The organism is Lentzea chajnantorensis (assembly GCF_054300775.1).
The window spans coordinates 1,841,122-1,862,935 of sequence record NZ_JBSDZT010000002.1; the positions used below are offsets into that span (position 1 = coordinate 1,841,122).

At 70.2% G+C, this 21,814-nt stretch carries 23 protein-coding genes and 1 tRNA gene; 15 read left to right on the forward strand and 9 right to left on the reverse strand.

The window, feature by feature from the left end; all coding sequences use genetic code 11:
• Positions 1 to 323 precede the first annotated feature (323 nt).
• A complete protein-coding gene (locus ACVDFE_RS09815; RefSeq protein ID WP_458430239.1) occupies positions 324 to 2,405 on the forward strand; it encodes an ATP-binding protein in 2,082 nt (693 codons plus the stop codon).
• A 4-nt stretch (positions 2,406 to 2,409) separates the two neighbouring features.
• Here ACVDFE_RS09815 and ACVDFE_RS09820 read toward each other — a convergent pair whose 3' ends face one another.
• A complete protein-coding gene (locus tag ACVDFE_RS09820; RefSeq protein WP_360395931.1) occupies positions 2,410 to 3,525 on the reverse strand; it encodes a J domain-containing protein in 1,116 nt (371 codons plus the stop codon).
• 105 nt (positions 3,526 to 3,630) lie between these two features.
• Here ACVDFE_RS09820 and ACVDFE_RS09825 point away from each other — a divergent pair.
• A tRNA-OTHER gene (locus tag ACVDFE_RS09825) sits at positions 3,631 to 3,705 on the forward strand.
• Positions 3,706 to 3,805: 100 nt separating this feature from the next.
• Positions 3,806 to 4,066, forward strand: a complete 261-nt coding sequence (locus ACVDFE_RS09830) for a Prokaryotic metallothionein (RefSeq protein WP_065916091.1) — start codon at positions 3,806 to 3,808, stop codon at positions 4,064 to 4,066.
• Positions 4,067 to 4,200: 134 nt separating this feature from the next.
• On the opposite strand, the gene ACVDFE_RS09835 is transcribed toward ACVDFE_RS09830, so the two are convergent.
• Genes ACVDFE_RS09835 through ACVDFE_RS09845 form a run of 3 tightly spaced genes read right to left on the reverse strand, consistent with a single transcriptional unit; the run spans position 4,201 to position 6,338 of the window.
• On the reverse strand, positions 4,201 to 4,794 hold the full coding sequence (locus ACVDFE_RS09835; RefSeq protein ID WP_458430240.1) for an ABC transporter permease: 594 nt from the start codon (positions 4,792 to 4,794) through the stop codon (positions 4,201 to 4,203).
• A gap of 18 nt (positions 4,795 to 4,812) precedes the next feature.
• Complete coding sequence (locus tag ACVDFE_RS09840) at positions 4,813 to 5,289, reverse strand: TetR/AcrR family transcriptional regulator (RefSeq protein ID WP_458430241.1); 477 nt, start codon at positions 5,287 to 5,289, stop codon at positions 4,813 to 4,815.
• Positions 5,286 to 6,338 carry a medium chain dehydrogenase/reductase family protein gene (locus ACVDFE_RS09845; RefSeq protein ID WP_458430242.1) on the reverse strand — a complete coding sequence of 351 codons (1,053 nt, stop codon included), beginning with the start codon at positions 6,336 to 6,338 and terminating at the stop codon, positions 5,286 to 5,288. Before ACVDFE_RS09845 ends, ACVDFE_RS09840 begins: the two co-directional genes overlap by 4 nt.
• A gap of 106 nt (positions 6,339 to 6,444) precedes the next feature.
• Here ACVDFE_RS09845 and ACVDFE_RS09850 point away from each other — a divergent pair, with 106 nt between their 5' ends.
• Entirely contained in the window at positions 6,445 to 7,083 is a 639-nt protein-coding gene (locus tag ACVDFE_RS09850; protein ID WP_360395939.1) for a TetR/AcrR family transcriptional regulator, read from the forward strand.
• 22 nt (positions 7,084 to 7,105) lie between these two features.
• Here the strand turns inward: ACVDFE_RS09850 and ACVDFE_RS09855 are convergent, their stop codons facing one another.
• From ACVDFE_RS09855 to ACVDFE_RS09870, 4 genes are all read right to left on the reverse strand, one after another.
• The gene (locus ACVDFE_RS09855) at positions 7,106 to 8,050 is read right to left on the reverse strand and encodes a ribose-phosphate diphosphokinase (RefSeq protein ID WP_360395940.1); all 945 of its coding nucleotides are present in this window, start codon (positions 8,048 to 8,050) and stop codon (positions 7,106 to 7,108) included.
• 11 nt (positions 8,051 to 8,061) lie between these two features.
• Positions 8,062 to 8,544 carry a hypothetical protein gene (locus ACVDFE_RS09860; protein WP_360395942.1) on the reverse strand — a complete coding sequence of 161 codons (483 nt, stop codon included), beginning with the start codon at positions 8,542 to 8,544 and terminating at the stop codon, positions 8,062 to 8,064.
• Positions 8,541 to 8,867 (reverse strand): hypothetical protein, encoded by a 327-nt coding sequence (locus ACVDFE_RS09865; protein WP_360395943.1) that lies wholly within the window; start codon positions 8,865 to 8,867, stop codon positions 8,541 to 8,543. The genes ACVDFE_RS09860 and ACVDFE_RS09865 overlap by 4 nt, the downstream gene beginning before the upstream one ends.
• Positions 8,868 to 8,963: 96 nt before the next feature.
• A complete protein-coding gene (locus ACVDFE_RS09870; RefSeq protein WP_360395945.1) occupies positions 8,964 to 9,770 on the reverse strand; it encodes a metal-dependent hydrolase in 807 nt (268 codons plus the stop codon).
• Positions 9,771 to 9,885: 115 nt separating this feature from the next.
• Here ACVDFE_RS09870 and ACVDFE_RS09875 point away from each other — a divergent pair, with 115 nt between their 5' ends.
• The 11 genes from ACVDFE_RS09875 (at position 9,886) to yhjD (ending at position 20,859) form a co-directional block, all read left to right on the forward strand.
• Complete coding sequence (locus ACVDFE_RS09875) at positions 9,886 to 10,728, forward strand: SDR family NAD(P)-dependent oxidoreductase (RefSeq protein WP_360395946.1); 843 nt, start codon at positions 9,886 to 9,888, stop codon at positions 10,726 to 10,728.
• Between the two features lie 79 nt (positions 10,729 to 10,807).
• Positions 10,808 to 12,031 carry an NADP-dependent isocitrate dehydrogenase gene (locus tag ACVDFE_RS09880; RefSeq protein WP_458430243.1) on the forward strand — a complete coding sequence of 408 codons (1,224 nt, stop codon included), beginning with the start codon at positions 10,808 to 10,810 and terminating at the stop codon, positions 12,029 to 12,031.
• A 199-nt stretch (positions 12,032 to 12,230) separates the two neighbouring features.
• Entirely contained in the window at positions 12,231 to 12,518 is a 288-nt protein-coding gene (locus ACVDFE_RS09885; protein ID WP_360395950.1) for an SH3 domain-containing protein, read from the forward strand.
• Between the two features lie 22 nt (positions 12,519 to 12,540).
• The gene (locus tag ACVDFE_RS09890; protein ID WP_360395951.1) at positions 12,541 to 12,759 is read left to right on the forward strand and encodes a hypothetical protein; all 219 of its coding nucleotides are present in this window, start codon (positions 12,541 to 12,543) and stop codon (positions 12,757 to 12,759) included.
• A gap of 11 nt (positions 12,760 to 12,770) precedes the next feature.
• Complete coding sequence (locus ACVDFE_RS09895; protein WP_458430244.1) at positions 12,771 to 13,565, forward strand: exodeoxyribonuclease III; 795 nt, start codon at positions 12,771 to 12,773, stop codon at positions 13,563 to 13,565.
• 169 nt (positions 13,566 to 13,734) lie between these two features.
• Positions 13,735 to 13,920 carry a nucleotidyltransferase family protein gene (locus tag ACVDFE_RS09900; RefSeq protein ID WP_458430245.1) on the forward strand — a complete coding sequence of 62 codons (186 nt, stop codon included), beginning with the start codon at positions 13,735 to 13,737 and terminating at the stop codon, positions 13,918 to 13,920.
• A complete protein-coding gene (locus ACVDFE_RS09905; RefSeq protein ID WP_458430246.1) occupies positions 13,910 to 14,050 on the forward strand; it encodes a hypothetical protein in 141 nt (46 codons plus the stop codon). The genes ACVDFE_RS09900 and ACVDFE_RS09905 overlap by 11 nt, the downstream gene beginning before the upstream one ends.
• 176 nt (positions 14,051 to 14,226) lie before the next feature.
• Positions 14,227 to 15,891 carry a TIGR03767 family metallophosphoesterase gene (locus ACVDFE_RS09910; protein WP_458430247.1) on the forward strand — a complete coding sequence of 555 codons (1,665 nt, stop codon included), beginning with the start codon at positions 14,227 to 14,229 and terminating at the stop codon, positions 15,889 to 15,891.
• Positions 15,892 to 15,955: 64 nt separating this feature from the next.
• Entirely contained in the window at positions 15,956 to 18,478 is a 2,523-nt protein-coding gene (locus ACVDFE_RS09915) for a bifunctional FO biosynthesis protein CofGH (RefSeq protein WP_360395961.1), read from the forward strand.
• 344 nt (positions 18,479 to 18,822) lie between these two features.
• Positions 18,823 to 19,848, forward strand: a complete 1,026-nt coding sequence (gene trpS, locus ACVDFE_RS09920; RefSeq protein WP_458430248.1) for a tryptophan--tRNA ligase — start codon at positions 18,823 to 18,825, stop codon at positions 19,846 to 19,848.
• Between the two features lie 24 nt (positions 19,849 to 19,872).
• On the forward strand, positions 19,873 to 20,859 hold the full coding sequence (yhjD, locus tag ACVDFE_RS09925; protein WP_458430249.1) for an inner membrane protein YhjD: 987 nt from the start codon (positions 19,873 to 19,875) through the stop codon (positions 20,857 to 20,859).
• A 4-nt stretch (positions 20,860 to 20,863) separates the two neighbouring features.
• Here yhjD and ACVDFE_RS09930 read toward each other — a convergent pair whose 3' ends face one another.
• Entirely contained in the window at positions 20,864 to 21,799 is a 936-nt protein-coding gene (locus tag ACVDFE_RS09930) for a hypothetical protein (protein ID WP_458430250.1), read from the reverse strand.
• Positions 21,800 to 21,814: the final 15 nt, after the last annotated feature.

Genomic DNA, 21,814 nt, shown 5'->3' on the forward strand with positions numbered 1-21,814 from the left:
CCAACGCTACACCGTATGCAGCGTTTGCTACATCTTAGGTGTAGCAAACGTTGCACCAAGGGGTGAACTGCCTCGTTCAGGCGATGTGCTGGTCCGGCAGCACTTCCTAAAGCAACGCGAACCGATTCGGTCTTTCGTATAGGTCCGAACGAAGCGGCCTGACCGCTCGCCGCTGAAATGAGCACGCACGCCGCTGTGGCAATCCGTGTTCGAACAGTCACGCCACTCTAAGGGCAGGGGCGGAAAACGCCGTTCCATTCCCCGTGACCGGGGAATGAGCACTAGGGGGCGCTGGTGGGCGGGGGATTGTTCCTCGTGGTTTCGTGACGGTGGAGAACGGGGTCGGCGGAGGTGTGCAGGGTCAGGTCGTGCAGGCCGGGTCCATCCAGGGCGGGGTGCACCTGCACGGGTTTGCGCAGGTCCTGCCCGTTCCGCGGCAGTTGCCGGCGGCGCCGTTCGTGTGCGTGGGGAGGGAACGCGAGTTGGCGTTGCTGGCGGCTGCGATGGACGAGGCCGCGGGAAAGGGTGGGGCGGTGGTGGTTTCCGCATTGGCCGGGACGGGCGGGATCGGGAAGACCTGGCTCGCTTTGTGGTGGGCGCACCGAAATGTGGACAGGTTTCCGGACGGGCAGTTGTTCGTGGATCTGCGCGGGCGGGATGCGAGTGGCGATCCGATGTCGTTGGACACGGCGGTGCGCGGGTTCATCGACGCGTTCGGGATCGCCGCGGACCGGATTCCGGTCGACGTCGGTGCGCGGCTGGGGTTGTACCGGAGTCTGGTGGCGGGGCGACGGATGTTGATCCTGCTCGACAACGCACGGGATGCGGCGCACGCTGCGCAGTTGTTGCCGGGCAGCCCGTCCTGCGTGGTGATCGTGACCAGCAGGGACCGGCTGGCGGGGCTGGTGCGCAGTCACGGGGCGCGGTCGGTGACGTTGGACGTGTTGTCCGACGGTGCGGCGCACGAGCTGCTCCGCACGCTCATCGGGAAGCAGCGGGTGGACGCGGAACCGCAGGCGGCGGGGGAGCTGGTCGCGTGTTGCGCGGGATTGCCGCTGGCGTTGAGCATCGTGGCGAGCCGGGCGACGGCGCACCCGTCGTTCCCGCTCGCGGCGTTCGTGCGGGAGCTTGAGCTGACCCGGCTGGGGGCGTTGGACGAGGGTGACGGTGCGCTGAGCCTGACCGCGGTGTTGTCGTGGTCGTACGCGGCGTTGTCGGTGCGGGAGGCCGAGGTGTTCCGGATGCTCGGGGTCACGCGGACGGCGGACGTGAGCCTCGGTGCGGTGGCGGCGATGGCGCGGGTGCCGGTGGTGGAGGCGGCGCGGGTGCTCCGTGCGCTGGAACGGGTTTCGCTGGTGCACGAGCACATGCCGGGGCGGTACCGCATGCACGACCTGGTGCAGCTCTACGCGGAGGACTTGGCGGCGCAGGACGCGGCACGGCACGAGGTCCGGCGCCGGCTCGTCGACTTCTACCTGCACACCGCGCACAACGGGGACCGGCTGCTCGACCCCGACGGACAGGACGTCGCGCCGGCGCCGCCGCGGTGTGTGCCGCTCGGGTTCGCCTCGCAGGCGGAGGCGTTGGAGTGGTTCGACATCGAGCACCAGAACGTCCTTGCGGCGCAACAGCTCGCGGAGGGCGACGCGGTGTGGCAGCTCGCCTGGGTGCTGCACGGCTACCACTGGTGGCGTGGGCACCTGCACGACGACCTCAGGGCGTGGCGGGCGGCGGCGCCGGCGGCGAGCGACCTGTCGTCGCGGGTGCTCGTGCACCAGATGCTGGGGTTCTCGTACTCGCGGTTGCGGCAGTACGACGAGGCGTCCGAGCAGCTGGACCAGGCGCTGGCGCTGGTGGACGAGCTGGGGGACCCGCACCGGCGGGGTTCGGTGCACCACGCCGCGGCGCGGGCGGCCGGGGAGCGGGGCGACTTCGGTCGCGCGCTGCACCACGCGGTCGAGGCGCTGCACCACTACCGGCAGGCCGGTCTGCCGATGCGGGAGGCGTGGGCGCTGATCATGATCGGCACGTACGCGGGGCGGCTGGGCGATCACGACCTCGCGCACTCGTCGGCGGACAAGGCGCTGGAGTTGTTCCAGGAGCACGAGTACGCGCCGGGCAAGGCGGCCGCGTTCGCCGCGCTCGGCACGTTGCTCGGCGCCATCGGCGACCACGCGTGTGCCATGGCCTACCACGAGAGCGCGCTCACGATCAGGCGCGAGCTCGGCAACAGCTACGGCGAGGCGGACACGCTGGCGCAGCTCGGCGGCACCTATGCGGCGCTGAACCGGCTGGCGTGGGCGCGGTCGTGCTGGCGCGCGGCTCTGGCGCTCTACCGGTCGCAGAACCGCGTCGCCGACGTGGAGAAGGCGTTGCGGGAGCTGGACCTGCTCGCCGACCGGTAGGCCGTCAGGCGCCGGCGACCCGGACCTCGGACACCACCTGGCGCACCAGCACGCGCAGCGCCTCGCGGTCGACCGTGGCCGGGTCGTCGGCCAGCCACTCGCCGATCTCGCGCACGAACTGCTCCGGCGTCATCGGCGGCACCTCGAAGTCGAGGTCGTCGTCGCAGGTGACCTCGCCCGCGCGGCTCGGGTAGATGATCAGCGCGCCGCGGACCTCCAGCGACGGCAACAGTTCCTGGAACCGCTCGACGCCTTCGAGCAGCTGGGTGCCACCGCCGCGGAACGGGTGGCCGTTGCGCCACAGCTCGCCGTCCTCGTCGCAGTAGTAGTGGCCGGGCAGCCACGACTTCGACTCGATCAGCACGAGCCGGCGCCCGCACAGCAGCGCGTGGTCGACGTCGGCGAACACCGAGCCGGGCCACGCGAGGCCGTGGAAGACGCGCACCCCCGGCAGCTGGGTGAGGTACTCGGTCAGCAGTCCGGCCGTCAGCCGTTCGCGTCTGTTTTCACCCGGACGGCCGAAGATGGTGTTCCCGTCGTACTCCCCGGCGAACGCCCGTTCGGCCCGCGCGACCGCGACGTACCGGCGGACCAGCCGGAACGCCCCGTAACCGGCGGCGGCCACGAGGGGCAGCCAGACGGCCAGCAGCAGCGGCGACAACGGCAGCGCCAACGGGATGAGCAGGACGAACCACCCGCCGATCGCGGCCGCCGCGGGGGCGTGGCCGAGGCCGGTGGCGGGGACGTAGCGGACCCGTTGACCGAGGTCGATCCGGTTCCACCAGCCCATCGAACCGAGGTCGACGCGCGGCTTGGGCGCCAGGTAGCTCGGGTCGTCGCCGAAGTCGCGCAACCGCCCGGTCCGGCCCGTTCGCCGAGGTCGCGGGCGTGCGGGCGGGCGCACCACGGACGGTGTGGGCGCTGCGGGACGGTCGTAGTCCGCTCGGCGGACCGGGTCCTTCAGCGTCTCGTAGGCCTCCTGGAGCAGCCGGAAGCCGCCCGAGGTACCACCCGCGTCGGGGTGCATGACCTTGGCGAGTGACCGGTAGGCCGACTTGATCTCCGAGGCGCTGGCGCCCCGGCTGACACCGAGCAACTCGTAGTAGTCGATCCCTGGCACGACACCGTCCAGTCCGAGGTTGTTGCACGAACCTTATGGGTCCAACACTTTCGCAGGGCATACGGCCCGCTGTTCACGGACTAGTGTTGTCGTACGCGGTGCGAAGGGGCCTGTAGCGCAGTGGTCGACGCGCCCTCCCACAGGGGAGGGAGAACGCCGGTTCGAATCCGGCCGGTCCCGCTCAGCCGAGGCGTCGTGTCCTCTGTGGACCTCTCATCGACCGTGTGCGACCTGACGTTTCGAGTTGCCGACCCGGCCGACCTGTCGCAGTCTTCCGCGCATGGCGACCTGTGACGTCTGCGGCAACGAGTACTGGATGGCCTTCGAGGTCCGCACGGTGGGCGGTGGTGTGCACACGTTCGACAGCTTCGAGTGCGCGATCCAGCGCCTCGCCCCGCGCTGCGAGCACTGCGACTGCCGGGTGATCGGGCACGGCGTGGAGGTGGAGGGCCGGTTCTTCTGCTGCGCCCACTGCGCGCGGTCGGCGTCCTCCGACCTCGGGGCGCAGATCCGCGACACCGTCGGCGCGCACCCCGGTTAGGCCTCCGCTTGTCCGGCTGCGTTGGCGTGCATGAAGCCCAACGCCGGCTCGATGGCGGGCAACGGACCGGGCACACGACATCGCACCGTGACGCCCAAGGCCGGGTCACGGTGCGAGTGCGGCTGTAGGAACCCTTACCAGGCAAGCGATGCCAGGCGGCGGGGCTCCAGGAACGCGGCCAGCAGGTACGCGGCACCACCGAGCACCGCCAGCACCCCGAAGAACCCGGCGCCGGGCACGAACAGCGCCGCCGCGGCGACCAGGGCGAGCCACGTGCCGAGGTTGTGGTGCAGGGCGTTGCCGCGGACGGCGCCCTCGGCGAGGTAGATCAGGCCGACCACGATGGTCGAGCCCGCGGGCCAGAGCACGGCCTGCAGCTCCGGGCGGTCGAACACGGTGGTCAGGCCGGTGATCGCGAGGGCGAGCGCGGTGAACCCGACGATCCAGGCCGCGCCGACGAGTTTCTCCGCTCGTCGCCGTGCGGGGGCGGCGGCACGCTGGGCCCGCAGCGCCGCGGTCGTGGCGAGCACCGTGGCGACGAGCATGCCGGCGGCGAGGAACGCGACCGGCAGCCACGACGGCAGCACCACGACCGGGTCGACGCCCCTGGACAGGGCCGCGCTGCCGTGGCCGAGGACGTAGGCGGTGGCGAAGCCCAGGTAGGCGGGGCGGTTGTCGATCTCGGTGGCGGGGACGACGGCGGTGGAGCGGATCGTGGTGGCGTTCATGGCAGGACCTCCTGGAAGTCAGATGAGCGAGGTGATGAGGCGTGGTGCGAGGACGGCGAACCGGGGTGAGCGCCGGGTCGTGGCGCGCTGGTCGGCGAGGCCGTGCAGCCCCAGCCACAGCACCAGGGCGTCGGCCGCGGGTTCGGTGCGGCGGGGGTCGGCGAGCACTCGGGTGAACAGGCGCAGCGCCGGTCCGGAGAGGTCCGCCGCACCGAACATCACGCGGTAGCGGTGCGGGTGCGCGACGGCGAAGTCGAGGTAGGCGAGGCCGGCCGAGCAGGCGTCGGCCGCGCCGAGCACCGCGGTTTCGAGCTCGCGGAACGACTCGTGGCACACGGCCAGCAGGATCGCCGGCGGATCGGGGAAGTGCGGGTAGATCGACGAGGTGGGCAGGCCCGCCTCGCGGGACACGGCGCGCAGCGTCACCGCGTGCCTCCGGTCGACCAGGGCGGTCGCCGCCGCCACGATGGTCTCGCGGCAGCCGGGCCTGGTCACGGCTGCGGGACGATGACGACCTTGCCGAGGACGGTGCGCGACTCGGCGAGCGCCAGCGCGGCGGCCGCGTCGGTCAACGGGACGCGCGCGGCGATCTGCGGCGTGAGCGCACCGCTGCCGACCAGGCGCAGCACCTGCGTGAGGTCCTCGCTCAAGCGGGCGCGGAACGCCGCGGTGCGGAACCGCTTGCCCGCCCAGAAGTTGTAGAAGCCCGCGCGCTTGCCGTTGGGCAGCGCGTTCCACACCAGCAGCCGCGCGAACAGCTTGAGCACCGGCACCATGCCGCTGCCCGGCTCGTCCTTCGTCGCCGCAGAGCCGTAGTTGACCAGCGCGCCACCGCGGCGCAGCAGCTTCCAGGACTCCGCCAGGCCCGCGCCGCCGACGTGGTCGAACACCGCGTCGACACCGCCGGGGGCGAGCGCGCGGATGCGGTCGTACACCTCCGGGTCGCGGTAGTCGACCACCTCGGCGGCACCGAGCTCGCGCACCGCGTCGTGGTGGCGGGCAGAGGCCGTGCCGATCACCCTGATGCCGGCGTGCTTCGCCAGCTGCACCAGCGTCGAGCCGACGCCGCCGTTCGCACCGAGCACGACGATCGTGCCGCCGCGCTCCACCTTGGCGGTGCGGTACAGCATCTGCCACGCCGTGACGCCGTTGACCAGCACGGTCTCGGCGGCGGCGGAGTCGATGCCGTCCGGCACCGGCACGAGGTCGGCCGCGGCCACGGTCAGGTGGCTGGCCCAGCCGCCGACCTTGGTGACGGCGGCGTACCGGCGGCCCTTCATCAGCGGGTCCACACCGGGCCCGGTCGCGACCACCGTGCCGACGACGTCGTAGCCGGGCACGAACGGGAACGCGGGCTGGTCGTAGTACTTGCCCAGGCGCATCTGCTGCTCGGCGAACGAGACGCCGGTCGCCTCCATGCGCACGACCGCCTGGCCCGCACCCGGTGCCGGCAGGTCGCGGACCCGCACGTGCAGGCCATCGGGCTCGACCACGCCGGGCAGGACGACCTCGGTGGCGCGGGTCGTGGCGGTGGTGGCGTTCATGTCGGTGTCTCCTCGGATCGTTGTGCTTACGGTCATAAGCTAACGATCGTAAGTAAACGAGCGCAAGGCCTAACACTCATAAACTTTCACGTGTATGGTTACGAGCGTGACAAACACCGGGTCGGCAACCCCCGCACGCAGGCGAAACCGTCGTGGCGAAGGGGGGAAGCTGCGCGAGGAGATCATCGCGGCGGCCGTCGAGATCCTCGACGAGGGCGGCGACGAACGCGCGGTCACGCTGCGGTCGGTCGCGCGCAAGGCGGGGATCGCGGCACCGTCGATCTACCCGCACTTCGCCGACCAGCCGTCGATCATGCTGGCCGTGGTCAGGCAGGAGATGGACCGGCTCGCCGTCGCCCTGCGCGAGGCGGACGAGCAGGCGGGCCCGGACCCGCGCGCGCGGCTGTTCGCCGTCTGCAACGCCTACCTGGACCTGTCCCGGGAGCACCCGCAGCGCTACCGGATCATGTTCGGCGGCCTGTGGACGCCGTCGGTCGACGACGCGTCGATCACCGACGACGACCTGGAGTCACTGGGCGCGGAGGCGCTCGCGGTGCTCGCCGACGTGCTCGGCGCGTGCGTGGAGGCCGGGATCGCGCACGGCAGCGACGACCTCTACGGCGACGCGGTGGCGTTGTGGCTCGGGCTCCACGGCCTTGCGCACCAACGTGCCGTGGTGCGCAAGATGCCGGGACCGGAGGACGTGGCGGAGCGCCTGATCACGGCGCTCGCGCATCTCAGGTAGACACGTCTCAGGTGGGCGCGTCTCAGGGAGCTTCGAAGAGCGTCGACACCGACTCGCCGACGTTGATCCGGCGCATGGCCTCCGCCAGCGCCGGAGCGATCGACAGCACCTGCAGCTTCGGCACCTTCTTGTCGTCGGGGATCGGCACCGTGTTGGTGGCGACGATCTCCAGCACGTCGTCGAAGGCTTGGAGCCGTTCCAACGCGCCTGACGAGAACAGGCCGTGCGTGCAGGCGACCCTGATCGTCCCGACGCCGCGCTCGCGCAGCTTGTCCAGCAGCTCGATCACGGTCGAGCCCTTGGCGATCTCGTCGTCCAGCACGATCACGTCGCGGCCGGCCACGTCGCCGATGACCGTGGAGATCTGCACCTCGTCGTCGGCGAAGCGCTGCTTGGCACCGGCGGCCACGGGCACGCCGAGGATGCGGGCGAAGTGCGCCGCTTCCTTGGCGTTGCCCAGGTCCGGCGAGACGACGACGGTGTTGGTCAGGTCGTTGCGGGTGAAGTGCACCGCCAGCTCCCGCAACGCGTGCAGGTGGTCGACGGGCACCGAGAAGAAGCCGTGCACCTGCGGCGAGTGCAACGTCATCGCGAGCACCCGCGAGGCACCGGCGGCGACCATCAGGTCGGCGACCAGGCGGCCGCCGATCGAGATCCGCGGCGCGTCCTTCTTGTCCGACCGCGCATACGCGTAGTGCGGCAGCACCACGGTCGTGCGCGCGGCGGAGGCACCGCGGGCGGCGTCCAGCATCAGCAGCAGCTCCACCAGGTGTTCCTGCACCGGCGGCACGAGCGGCTGGATCAGGAACACGTCCCGTTCCCGGCAGTTCGCCTGCAGCTGCACCTCCAGGCAGTCGTTGGCGAAGCGGGTGACGCGGCTGGGGGAGAGGTCGACGCCGAGGTGACGGCAGATCTCGGCGGCGAGTTCGGGATGAGCGGTACCGGTGAAGACAGCGATGTCGCGCACGTGCGCAAACCCTAGTCGACCACCAGCACCAGCTTGCCGTTCTGGAAGAACGGCGTGAGGTTGCCCCGTGTGTCGACCGTGTGGGTTCCGCGCGGCAGCACGGCTTCTATGGCCGTGAACGCGAGGATGTCCGACACGCCGTGACGGCCGCGCAGCGAGCGCTGGCCCTGAAAACGCAGAGCGCGCCCCTCACGCCGGTATTGGTGCGCCTCGGCGGCAGCCGACGCGCCCGCGCGTAATGCCTCCGGGCCCACCAGCCGTCCGGACGACGCACTGCGCACGGCAACGCCGAAGCCCTGCTGGACCAGCGTGTCCACCTCGATGTCGGACGGGGGCTGCGGTACGAGGAAGGACATCGCGTGGTGGCCCTCGACCTCGTGGACGACGACCGTGCGCGCGGTCGTCAGCAACGTGTCGTGCAGCTCCAGCGCGATCTTCTCTGCTTCCCAGCGGTTTTCGTAACCGGCGTCGATGCCGACGAAGGTGCTGGTCACCTGACCTCCACGAAGATCGGGTTGGTGTGGCACCACAGGTCCTCCCACGGGTTCGCGGCTCCCGGAGTGTCCGCCTGCGGTTCGAACGCGCCGCGGTTGCCGTCGGTTCCGCGCAGTCTGAGGTGGAAAGGCTTCCGGACGTTGCGGAACGTGTGCGTGAAGACCGCATGGTGCCAGCGCGGCTCGAAGGATCGCTCGACGTTCACATGTGGCGTGGACAACGTTTCAGAAGTCGTTCGGCCGGTAACCGCGCCCTGGACGAGGTCAAGCCTACGCATCCCGGCCACGCGGCCGGCACTGTTCGGCGAGGTTGCCAGACGCACCGTGACCAACACCCTCCACGCAACCGGCCGGGGTCCGTGGAGGCTAGACCGTTCGGATGAGGCGGAGGTGGCCGCCGGGTGGACTGCCGGCGAACGTCAGATCGGCAGCAGATCGATCCAGTCCAGGAACGGCAACGCGCCCGTGGCCTGCAACGCGGCCAGTCCCAGCCACAGCGACAGACCCGTCACGATCGGCCCGACGACCGCCATCTCGACCACGCCGCCGGTCTTCATCCGCATGATCTTCGGCGGCGCCACCGGGTACCAGGTCTTGCCCATGATCGGCACCGGCCACAGGATCGGGCAGCCCTGCTCGGTGATCGCGTCCCCGACGTAGTGCGCGAAGCACCCGACGCCGACCGCGATGCCGGCCGCCGCCGCGGACGCGTTCGTCTGCGCCGTCCACGCGATCATCGCCCACGTGATCCCCGCGGACACCGCCGTGATCAGCAACGCGTCCTGCTTGGGGCACCAGTCGTTCATGATGCCGCGCACCGCGAGACCGGCGAACACGAACATGAGCACCGGCAGCGCCCACTTCTGGCTGTTCTGCACGACAGCGGTGGTGAACACGGCCGCGAACAACGCGAAGACGAGCGTGTGGGTCAGGCCGCGGTGGCCGCCGTCGCGCTTGGAGTCCTTCTTCGTCCTCGTGGTCCGGTAGACGAAGCCGCTCAGCATGTTGATGCCGGCGGACAGGCCGCCGCTCAGCGCGCCGAACGTGCGCGAGATGGTCGAGCCGGGGTGGTCGAGGTCGGGCAGCAACGCCGCACCGGTCGCCAGCACGGCCCCCACCGCCCAGCTCTGCGGGGACAGCTGGCCGATCGGGTGAGCGGAAGCGAACGCGGTGACGGCGGACCAGGCAAGCAGGCCGCTCATCGCGTGTGTTGGCCCAGTGGACACCGACGCCCCTCCTGAAGATCACCCGACAGTGTGAACAGTAGTCGCAGGTATCACGCGGTCGGTCGTGAACTCCATATCTGCGGACAACTGATCACTCGATGAAGGACGTGTGGACATGACGCAGGTTTGGCTCATCACCGGCAGCTCCCGCGGTCTCGGCCGCAAGACCGCGGAGGCCGTGCTCGCCGCCGGGCACCGGCTCGTCGCCACCGCGCGCAACCCCCGCGACCTCGACGACCTCGTCTCCCGGCACGGTGACCGGGTCCGGGCTGTCGCACTCGACGTGCGCGACGCCGATCAGGCCAGACGGGCGGTGGAGACCGCGGTGGCGGAGTTCGGCCGGCTCGACGTGGTGCTGAACAACGCCGGCTCCGGGCACGTGACCTCGATCGAGCAGTGCTCGGACGCCGACTTCCGCGAGCAGCTGGAGGTCAACCTCTTCGGCGTCGTCAACGTCACCCGCGCCGCGCTGCCGGTGCTGCGGCGGCAGCGGTCCGGCCACTTCCTGATGACCGGTTCGACCGCGGGGCACGTGGCGTTCGGCGGCGGGCTCGGCCCGTACGTGACGGCCAAGTTCGCGCTGCGCGGCTTCTCCGAGTCGCTGGCGGCGGAGACCGCGCCGTTCGGCGTGAAGGTCACCCTGCTGGAGCTCGGCGGCTTCCAGACCGACTGGACGGGCCCGTCCCTGGTGGTGACCGAGCCGTCGGAGGACTACGTTCCGTCTGTCGGGGTACTGCTGGGCATGGTTCGCGGCGCGGACGGCAACATGCCGGGTGACCCGGCCGAGGCGGCGAGGGTCATGCTCGACGTGGTAGCCATGGACGAGCCGCCGCTGCGTCTGCTGCTGGGCAGTGACGCGGTGGAACTGGTCCGCCTGGCGGACCAGGCACGAACTGCGGAAATCGACAAGTGGGAGCACGTGAGCCGCTCGACCGACCGCAACCCCGAACCGGTGTAACCAGGGTCGCAGGCGCGTCGGAGCGGTTTACCAGTACGCTTGTCTTGCTTGCATCGTCGCGAGAGGAGCGCCCGGAGTTATGGGCAAGATCAAGGTTCAGGGCACCGTCGTCGAGCTCGACGGCGACGAGATGACCCGGATCATCTGGCAGTTCATCAAGGACAAGCTGATCCACCCGTACCTGGACGTCACCCTGGAGTACTACGACCTGGGCATCGAGCACCGGGACGCCACCGACGACCAGGTCACGATCGACGCCGCGAACGCCATCAAGAAGCACGGCGTCGGCGTCAAGTGCGCCACGATCACGCCGGACGAGGCGCGGGTCGAGGAGTTCGGCCTGAAGAAGATGTGGGTCTCGCCGAACGGCACGATCCGCAACATCCTCGGCGGTGTCGTCTTCCGCGAGCCGATCATCATCTCGAACGTGCCGCGCCTGGTTCCCGGCTGGACGAAGCCGATCATCATCGGCCGTCACGCCCACGGCGACCAGTACAAGGCCACCAACTTCAAGGTGCCCGGCGCCGGCAAGCTCACGATCACGTTCCAGCCGGAGGACGGCTCGGACCCGATCGAGCACGTCGTCACCGAGTTTCCGGCGGAGGGCGGTGTGGCGATGGGCATGTACAACTACAACAAGTCCATCGAGGACTTCGCCCGCGCCTCGTTCTCCTACGGCCTGCAGCGGGGCTACCCCGTCTACATGTCCACGAAGAACACGATCCTGAAGGCCTACGACGGCCAGTTCAAGGACATCTTCCAGCGCGTGTTCGACGAGGAGTTCAAGGCGGAGTTCGACGCCAAGGGCCTCACCTACGAGCACCGCCTCATCGACGACATGGTCGCCGCGGCCATGAAGTGGGAGGGCGGCTACGTCTGGGCGTGCAAGAACTACGACGGTGACGTCCAGTCCGACACGGTCGCGCAGGGCTTCGGCTCGCTCGGCCTGATGACGTCGGTCCTGATGACGCCGGACGGCAAGACCGTCGAGGCCGAGGCCGCCCACGGCACGGTCACCCGCCACTTCCGCCAGCACCAGGCCGGCAAGCCCACCTCCACGAACCCGATCGCCTCGATCTTCGCGTGGACCCGTGGCCTGATGCACCGCGGCAAGCTGGACGAGACCCCCGAGGTCATCCGCTTCGCCGAGGCGCTCGAGTCGGTCGTCATCGAGACCGTCGAGTCCGGTCAGATGACCAAGGACCTGGCCCTGCTGATCAGCAAGGACCAGGAGTGGCTGACCACCGAGGACTTCCTCGCCGCCCTGGACGAGAACCTCAAGAAGAAGATGGCGTCGTTCTGACGTTCGCCTGAACGGTTCGTCGAAGGCCACCCCGGTCACGCCGGGGTGGCCTTCTTCGTTCCCGCGTCACCCGGTCGGTTCCTCTTGCGGGTGGTTGCCGCGCCGAGCCGTCCGGCGCATCCTCCCAGCCGCTATATCTGCTGATCGAAGGCAGTGCGGTGCGCGGGAGGCGACGATGCTGGGTGTTCCGGTCCGGGGCATGATCGTGATTGGCGTGCTCGGCGTCGCCGGGGTGATGTACGTCGCGAACGGCGGCAAGCCGATGGGCACCGACAAGGCCGACCAGGTCTGCAAGATCACGGTGACCGCGGACATCCTCAACGTCCGCTCCGGTCCCGGCGACATGCAGCCGATCGTCTCCACGATGCCCCGCGACGCCGTGACCGACGCCTCCGACCGCGTCGAGAACGGTTACCGCATGCTGAGCGACCGCCGCTGGGTCAACGGACAGTTCGTGGCGCTGACGAGCGACTCCACCTGCAGGTAGACCCGGCTGGCACACTGGTGCCATGCTGCGCAACATGTTCCGGTGGGGCCGGGCGAAGTCCACGACCCGGTGCACCTGCACCCCGGAGTGGCAGGGCCTCTACACCGAGCTGGACGGCCAGCGCCAACTCGCGCTGCCCCGTGACGAGATGGCCACCCTCGTCGGCTACCTCGACCTGCGCGCCCACTGCGCCGGCTGCGGCGCCGAGTACCCGCACGCCTGGGGCCTGGCCTCCCAGTAGGCTCCCCGGTCGTGCTCACGGTCTCCACGGTCAACGTCAACGGTCTGCGCGCCGCCGCCAAGAAGGGCTACCTGGAGTGGCTCGCGTCCTCCTCGGCGGACGTCGTGTGCCTGCAGGAGGTCCGCGCGGAACCGGGTGACCTCGCAGCCGAGCTGCACACCCCTCCCGGTTGGCACGCCGTGTACGCCCCGTCGTCCCTGAAGGGCCGCGCGGGCGTGGGCGTGCTCTCGCGCGTTGAACCGTCATCGGTCCGCGTGGGCTTCGGCGAAGCGGAGTTCGAGTCGAGCGGCCGCTACGTGGAGGTCGAGCTGCCCGGCGTCGTCGTCGCGTCCCTGTACTTGCCCTCCGGTGACGTCGGCACGGAGCGCCAGGAGGAGAAGGACCGCTTCATGGCGTCCTTCCTGCCGTACCTGGTGTCGCTGCGGGAGAAGGCCGCCGTGTCGGGCCGTGAGGTGCTCGTGTGCGGGGACTGGAACATCGCGCACCAGCAGGCCGACCTGAAGAATTGGCGGACCAACCAGAAGGAGTCCGGGTTCCTGCCGTACGAGCGGGAGTGGATGTCCTCGGTGTTCGCCTCCGGGTACAACGACGTGGTGCGCGCGCTGCACCCCGATGTCGTCGGGCCGTACTCGTGGTGGTCGTATCGCGGGAAGGCGTTCGACAACGACTCCGGCTGGCGCATCGACTACCAGGTGGCGACGGACGGGCTGGCTGGGCGGGCGGTGTCCGCGGTGGTGGAGCGGGCGGCCACCTATGAGGAGCGGTGGTCGGACCACGCTCCGGTGACCGTCGTGTACTCGGGCTGATCGCAGGCTGCGGATCAGGCACAATCGTGCCCAGGAGGTGACGAGGGTGCACGAGGTCGTGGCCGCCAAGCTGACCGAGATCGAGGATCTGTGCCGGACGCTGGGCGTCCGCCGGCTCGACGTGTTCGGGTCGGCGGTCGGGTAGTCGTTCGACGTGGAGACGAGTGACGTGGACATCCTCGTGGAGTTCGACGTCACCGACGGGTTCGACCACTTCGGCAGCTACTTCGCGCTGAAGGAGGGGTTGGAGCGGATCCTCGACCGGCCCGTCGACCTGGTGGTCGGCGCCGGCATCCGCAACCCGTACTTCCACCAGCAGGTGATGGACACCAAGGAAACCCTGTATGCGGCGTGATCCCCGTGCGTACCTGTGGGACGCGGTGCGCGCCACTGAGCTGCTGGCCGAGTTCAGCGACGGCAAGTCGTTCGCGGACTACGTCTCCTTGGAAGAGCACCTGCGCCAGTTGTCGGCCGGCTTGAGCTGACCGGCGTCACCCGGTTCACGTCCCAGCGCCGCACCGCCGCACGGCCGGTCACCCGTTCCGCCGTCCGACCCAGCCCACCCGGTCTTTATCGCTCCCGTCACCCGACCGCCCGCTCGATTCAGCCCGCCCGTTCCCCGAACATGAGCACGATTCACCATCGATGAATCGGGGCGGGCATGACGGGTTTCAACCGGCGCAACTTCCTGCTGGCCATGGGTGTGGGCGCCGCGGGCGTGCCACTGCTCGACCTGGACGCGCAAGCGATTGCGAGCACTGCGGGCACCACGCTCGACACCACCGCCGCACCCATCGGCACCAGCGGCTACCGCAGGCTCCAGGCGGGACCGGGCTGGCCGGTGGTCGTCCGCGGCGACCTGGTCGCGGCCAAGCCCGGCCGGGAGGCGCGGCGCCAGGCGCTCGCCAGCTTCGTGCAGTTCAGCGACATGCACATCTGCGACGCGCAGAGCCCGCTGCGGTTCGAGTACCTGCACCCGGTCATGGGGTCCAGCGCGCACCGGCCGCAGGAGACGCTCACCGCGCAGGGCTCGACGGCACTCGTCAAGCGCGTCAACGCGGTCCAGCGAGGTCCCGTCACCGGGCGGAGGTTCGACTTCCTCATGACCACCGGCGACAACACCGACAACCACGAGCACGTCGAGCTCGACTGGTTCCTCACGGTCCTCAACGGCGGCCGGATCACGCCCAACACCGGCGACAGCAGGTACGAGGGCGTGCAGAACGCGGCGATCAGCACGTTCTGGCAGCCGGACCTGTCCGGCACCGACGACTACAAGGCCAAGGGCTTCCCGCAGCTCCCGGGACTGCTCGACGCGGCCACCAGGACGTTCACCAGCCCCGGCCTCGACATCCCCTGGTACGCCACGATCGGCAACCACGACGACAGCGTGGTCGGGGCGTTGCCGGACGGGCTGCTCGACGGCTGGTACACCGGGCGCAAGAAGATCGTCGGGTTCGGCGACCCCGTGCAGAACGCGAAGGTCGCGCAGGCGTTCCACGACCCCGCCGCCGTCCCCGAGGCGATGGCCATCCTCGCGAGTGGTGGGGTCGTCAGGACCGTGACGCCCGATGACCGGCGCAGGCTGTTCACCACCGGCGAGTACGTGCGCAAGCATCTGCCGACGGGCGGACACGGTTACACGGACGCCAACGCGGACGGGGTGGACGTCTTCTACACGTTCCGGATGGCGCCGGGGGTGACCGGCATCAGCATGGACACCACGAACCTCGCCGGGTTCTCCACCGGCTCGATCGGGCTGCACCAGCTCAACTGGATCGAGCGGACCCTCCGGCGCAACAGCTCGCTCTACTACGACTGGCTCGGGCTGCCGCAGCGGCAGAACGTCACCGACGAGCTGTTCGTGCTGTTCAGCCACCACACCAGTCAGACGATGGGCAACGTCCTGCCCGACCGCAGGCGGCCGCTCGACCCGCGGATGAACGGTGACGCGCTCGTGAACCTGCTGCACCGGTTCCCGAACGTGCTGGCGTGGGTCAACGGGCACACGCACCGCAACGTGATCACGCCGCACCGGCACGACACCCCGGGCAGGGGCTTCTGGGAGATCAACACCGCGGCGCACGTCGACTACCCGCAGCACGCCCGCGTCATCGAGGTGGCCGACAACGGTGACGGCACGTTGTCGCTGTTCACGACGTTGCTCGAAGCCGATGCGCCCTATCAGGTCGACTACGACGACCGCAGCGACGAAGCCCTCGCCAGCCTGTGCCGCGAGCTCACCTACAACGACCTCCACTCGCGGACGGACCCGCTGGGCACGCCGCTGGACCGGAACACCGAACTGCTCGTCTCGGTGCGCTGACGAGTGGGATGTCCCACAGTCCGTCACAACTGATCAGGAATTTCGGCGGCCTAAGGTCGTTGACGTGGCAGTGGACATCTCTTTGAACCCACCGCAGCCCCGTCCGAGCGCTGCGGCCCTGCGGCGTGCGCTGCGCCGGGCCGCCGACGGTGCCGTGCTGGACGCGACCGAGGCCGCGGTGCTGTTGCACGCGCGCGGGGAGGACCTGGACGCGCTGCTGGCCGCGGCCGGGCGGGTGCGGGACGCGCACCTGCTCGCCGAGGGGCGGCCGGGGGTCGTCACGTACAGCCGGTCGGTGTTCATCCCGCTGACCAGGTTGTGCCGGGACCGGTGCCACTACTGCACGTTCGCCACCGTGCCGCACAAGCTGCCCGCCGCGTTCCTGGAGCGCGACGAGGTGCTGGCGATCGCGCGCGCGGGAGCCGAGCAGGGCTGCAAGGAAGCGCTCTTCACGCTCGGCGACCGGCCGGAGGACCGGTGGCCGGCCGCGAAGGAGTGGCTGGAGGCGCGCGGCTACGAGTCCACTTTGGACTACGTGCGGGCCAGTGCCATCGCGGTGCTGGAGGAGACGGGGCTGCTGCCGCACCTCAACCCCGGCGTGCTGAGCTGGGAGGAGCTGCAGCGGCTGCGTCCCGTGGCCTCCAGCATGGGGATGATGCTGGAGACCACCGCGGAACGGCTGTGGAGCGAGAAGGGCGGCCCGCACCACGGCAGCCCGGACAAGGACCCCGCGGTCCGGCTGCGCGTGCTCACCGACGCGGGCCGGGTGAACGTGCCGTTCACGACCGGCATCCTGATCGGCATCGGCGAGAACCTGACCGAGCGCGCGGAGTCGTTGCTCGCCATGCGGCAGATCGCCAAGCAGTACGGGCACATCCAGGAAGTCATCATCCAGAACTTCCGCGCCAAGCCGGACACGGCGATGCGCGGCATGCCCGACGCCGACCTCACCGAGCTCGCCGCGACGATCGCCGTCGCGCGCCTGGTGATGCCGTCGACCGTGAGCGTGCAGGCACCGCCGAACCTGGTCGGCGGGGAGTTCGGCCTCATGCTGCGCGCGGGCGTCGACGACTGGGGCGGCGTCTCGCCGGTCACGCCCGACCACGTCAACCCGGAGAAGCCGTGGCCGCAGGTCGACGAGCTCGCCGGCATCACGCGTGCCGCCGGTTTCTCCTTGCGGGAACGGCTGAACGTCTACCCGCGCTACGTCCGCGCGACCGCCGGGCAGTGGATCGACACCCGGCTCACCGCCCACGTCTCCGCGCTGGCGCTGGAGAACGGGCTCGCGAACCCGGACGCCGAGGTCGCCGGCCGCGAGTGGCAGGAACCGGACGGCGGTCTCGACACCTACGGCCGCGCCGACCTCAACACCGCGATCGACACCGAGGGCCGCACCGGCGACCGGCGCGGCGACTTCGACGAGGTCTACGGCGACTGGGACGAGCTCAAGGTCCCCGTTGCGCCGCAACGACTTCCCGAAGACGTCCAACGTGGACTGAAGATCGCGGCGGACGACCCGGCCGCGCTGCTCGGCGACACCGACGCCGCCATGGCGCTGCTGACCGCCGACGGCGACGCGCTGGAGCACCTCGTCCGGCTCGCCGACGAGCTGCGCCGCGAGGTGGTCGGCGACGACGTCACCTACGTGGTCAACCGCAACATCAACTTCTCGAACGTCTGCTACGTCGGCTGCCGCTTCTGCGCCTTCGCGCAACGCGAGCGCGACGCCGACGCGTTCCGGCTCTCGGCGGAGGAGGTGGCCGACCGCGCGCAGGAGGCGTGGGACGCGGGCGCCACCGAGGTCTGCATGCAGGGCGGCATCGACCCCAAGCTGCCGGTGACCTACTACGCCGACGTCGTCCGCGCGATCAAGAAGCGGCTGCCGGACATGCACGTGCACGCGTTCAGCCCGATGGAGATCGTCTCCGCCGCGGCCAAGGCGGGCGTGAGCGTGCGCGAGTGGCTGACCGAGCTCAAGCAAGCCGGGCTCGACACCATCCCCGGCACGGCGGCCGAGATCCTCGACGACGACGTGCGCTGGGTGCTGACCAAGGGCAAGCTGCCGACCGCGACCTGGCTCGACGTCGTCGGCACCGCCCACGAGCTGGGCATCCGCTCGTCGAGCACGATGATGTACGGCCACGTCGACCACCCCGGCCACTGGCTCAGCCACTTCCGGGTGCTGGCGCAGCTGCAGGACCGCACCGGCGGGCTCACCGAGTTCGTCGCGCTGCCGTTCGTGCACCGCAACGCCCCCATCTACCTGGCGGGGGTCGCCCGGCCCGGCCCCACCCGCCGCGACAACCGGGCCGTGCACGCCTTCGCCCGGCTGGCACTGCACGGCCGCGTCGACAACATCCAGTGCTCCTGGGTCAAGCTCGGCGACGAGGGCACCGCGGAGATCCTCAACGGCGGTGCCAACGACCTCGGCGGCACGTTGATGGAGGAGACGATCAGCCGCATGGCAGGGTCCGAACACGGGTCGGCGCGCACTGTGCGTGAGCTCAACACCATGGCTTCACTAGCAGGGCGTAACGCCCGTCAGCGAACTACGACATATGGGCGAGTGCGATCCGATCACCGGTGACCGATAGTCTGACTTGGCGCATGGACGCTACCGGTCCTCGGTAGCTTGGCGGCCAATCAGTCAGCAAGGTTCACCCGTTCCGGGGTGGTCTGTGCTTTGGGGAGGCTCGGCAAGTGCAAGGCGTGAGTTTTGTACTGAGCGCTGCTGTTGAGAGCAGTGTCTCGGGCACCGCTGCGGGTCCAGTCGGTCTGATCGCGGTCACGGCGGGCGTCGGTGGTCTGGTGTACGGCTTCGTGAAGCAGCGCCGCAAGCCGGCGGTGGTGTCGGCGCAGAACCAGCGCGTCGACCTGGTCCAGCAGGACACCCCGCTGAGCTGATTTCCCCGGTCTGAGAAGATTTCTCCCGTGTCCACGGAGAACGCACCCGCACAGCCCGTTCGTCGGCCGCGTGTCCTGTCCGGCATCCAGCCCACGGCAGGCTCGTTCCACCTCGGCAACTACCTGGGTGCGGTGCGGCAGTGGGTGGCCCTGCAGGAGGACCACGACGCGTTCTACTGCGTCGTCGACCTGCACGCGATCACCGTGGAGCAGAACCCCAAGGAGCTGCGGCAGAACACCCGCGTCTCGGCGGCCCAGCTGCTCGCGCTGGGCATCGACCCGGACCGCGCGACGCTGTTCGTCCAGTCCCACGTCCCCGAGCACGCCCAGCTCGGCTGGGTCATGCAGTGCCTCACCGGCTTCGGCGAGGCCTCGCGGATGACCCAGTTCAAGGACAAGTCCGCACGTCAGGAAGCCGCCGTCGGCGTCGGCCTCTTCACCTACCCGATCCTGCAGGCCGCGGACATCCTGCTGTACCAGGCGCACTACGTGCCGGTCGGCGAGGACCAGCGCCAGCACCTGGAGCTGACCCGCGACCTCGCGACCAGGTTCAACTCGCGCTACGGCAAGACCTTCCGCCTGCCGGAGGCGTACATCGTCAAGGACACGGCCAAGATCTACGACCTGCAGGACCCGACCGCGAAGATGAGCAAGTCGGTCCCCGGCGGCGTCGTCGAGCTGCTGGAGGACCCGAAGCGGTCCGCGAAGAAGATCCGCTCGGCCGTCACCGACACCGGCCGCGAGATCGTCTTCGACGTCGAGAACAAGCCGGGCGTCTCCAACCTGCTCACCATCTTCTCGGCGCTGACCGGCCGCACGGTCGAGTCGCTGGTCGCCGACTACGACGGCAAGGGCTACGGCGACCTGAAGAAGGACCTCGGAGAGGTCTTCACCGAGTGGGTCACGCCGGTGCAGGACCGCGTCCGCACGTACCTCGACGACGTGGCCGGCCTGGACAAGATCCTCGCCACCGGCGCCGAGCGCGCCCGCGACGTCGCCGCCGGCACGCTGCGCCGCACGTACGAGAAGATCGGCTTCGTTCTGCCCGAGTAGTGCGCTTGCACTAGCGTCCTACCCGTGGACAAGTGGCGGCAGAAGTACGCGTGGCTCGACCACATCATCCGCGCGTACGAGCGGTTCGACCAGCGGTACGGCACCCAGCACGCCGCGGCGGTCACGTACTTCAGCGTGCTCTCGCTCGTGCCGATCCTGATGATCGGCTTCGCCGTCGCCGGTTTCGTGCTGCAGTCGCAGCCCGACCTGCTCGCGTCGCTGCGCGCCAGCATCGCCGAGGCCGTGCCGGACCAGCAGCTGCGCACCCAGATCAACGAGGCCGTCGACACCGCCCTGGAGTCGAAGGGCACCGTCGGCATCATCGGTCTGCTCGGCGCCGCCTACTCCGGTCTCGGCTGGATGAGCAACCTCCGCGACGCGCTGACCGCGCAGTGGGGTCAGGCCAAGGGCGACCTGCCGTTCCTGGGAACGCTGTGGCGGGACCTCCTGTCGCTGGTCGGGCTCGGGCTGGCGATCGTGCTGTCCTTCGGCATCACGGCCGCGGGCTCCGGCTTCGCCGAGCAGGTCCTGAAGTGGCTGGGGTTCGAGGACGCCGGCTGGGCGCACGTGCTGCTGCGGATCGGCACGATCGTGCTGTCGCTGCTCGCGAACTGGATGGTGTTCCTGTGGGTGCTCGCGCGCCTGCCCCGCAAGCCCGTGGGCTGGCGGAGCGCCGTGCGCGGCGCGCTGGCGGCCGCGATCGGTTTCGAGGTGCTCAAGCAGGCCGCCACGATCTTCCTGTCGTTCACGACGAAGTCGCCGACCTCGGCCGCGTTCGGGTCGGTCATCGGCGTGCTCGTGTTCGCGAACCTCGTGGCGCAGTTCATGTTGTTCATCACCGCGTGGACGGCGACCGCGAAGGAGAACCGGGAGCCCGAGGTCGTGCAGGCCCCGGCTCCCGCGGTGATCTCGCCGGTCGTGTCGGTGCGGCCGGGGCCCTCTCCTTCGCTGATGGTCGGGGTCGGCGCCGTGCTCGGCGCGCTGGTGGGACTGAGGTGGAAGAGGCGGTAGCCGCTCACCACCCCCGCGGCGCGGCCCGGTCGTCCGGCGCGATCCGCACCGCAGGCCGAGGCCGGGCCCCGGCGGCCTCGTAGGCCCGTCTCAGCTCAGTCGCCACCTGGTCCGGGTGCGTTCTCAACCGCGCCGGCAGCGTCTGCACGACGAGAATCCCCGCCGCCGCGTACCTCGTGTTGCGGGCGAGCGTGCGCTCGTAGTCGCGAGCTCCGCAGTGGAACGCGCGCGAGTCGATCTCCCAGGCCAGTGCCACGTCGTCGAACCACGCGTCCGGTCTGCCGACGACCTGGCCGCGCGCGTCGACGACGGTGGCGTTCCAGTGCGGGGTGGTCAGGCGGATGCGGCGGGAGAGGCGGCGGGCGTCCCGTTCGGCCACCGACTCGGCCCGGCCCAGGTCGGCGAGGACCGAGCGGACCAGCTTCGCGCCGAAGCGGTGGGTGCGGGCCTCCTCGCGGAGGGCCTCCGGGGTGCAGCGGCCCCTCTGGATCGCGGCGGCGACCAGGGCCGTCACCTCGTCCGCCGACCGGAGCTGACGGCAGGCGTCCACGACCGCGCGGGCCGGGCGCACCAGGGGGAAGCCGTCGACGGTCGTGGTCGGCGGCATCGGGGACGCGCGTTCGACGACCAGCCGGCCGCTGCCGCGGACCGGGGCCGGTGCGAGCAGGTGGAGCTCGCGGCCGCAGGCGGGCAGGCCGTGGCGGCGGCAGGCCTCCGCCCCCGTCACGGCGGCACCGGGGCCCGCGCGCAGCAGGGCCGCCGTGAGGTGCTGGTCCTGGGTGGGCGGGCCGTTGTGCAGCAGCACGACACCGGGGTACATGCGCTGCCACGGCCCGCCCGAGGCGCACCGGTGCCAGGGGTTCGAGACGCCCAGGGACTTCAGGGTCGCGGTGGTGATGACGCCGAGGTCGCTGCGTTCGCGCAACTGGTCGATTCGCACGTCACCAGTGTGACG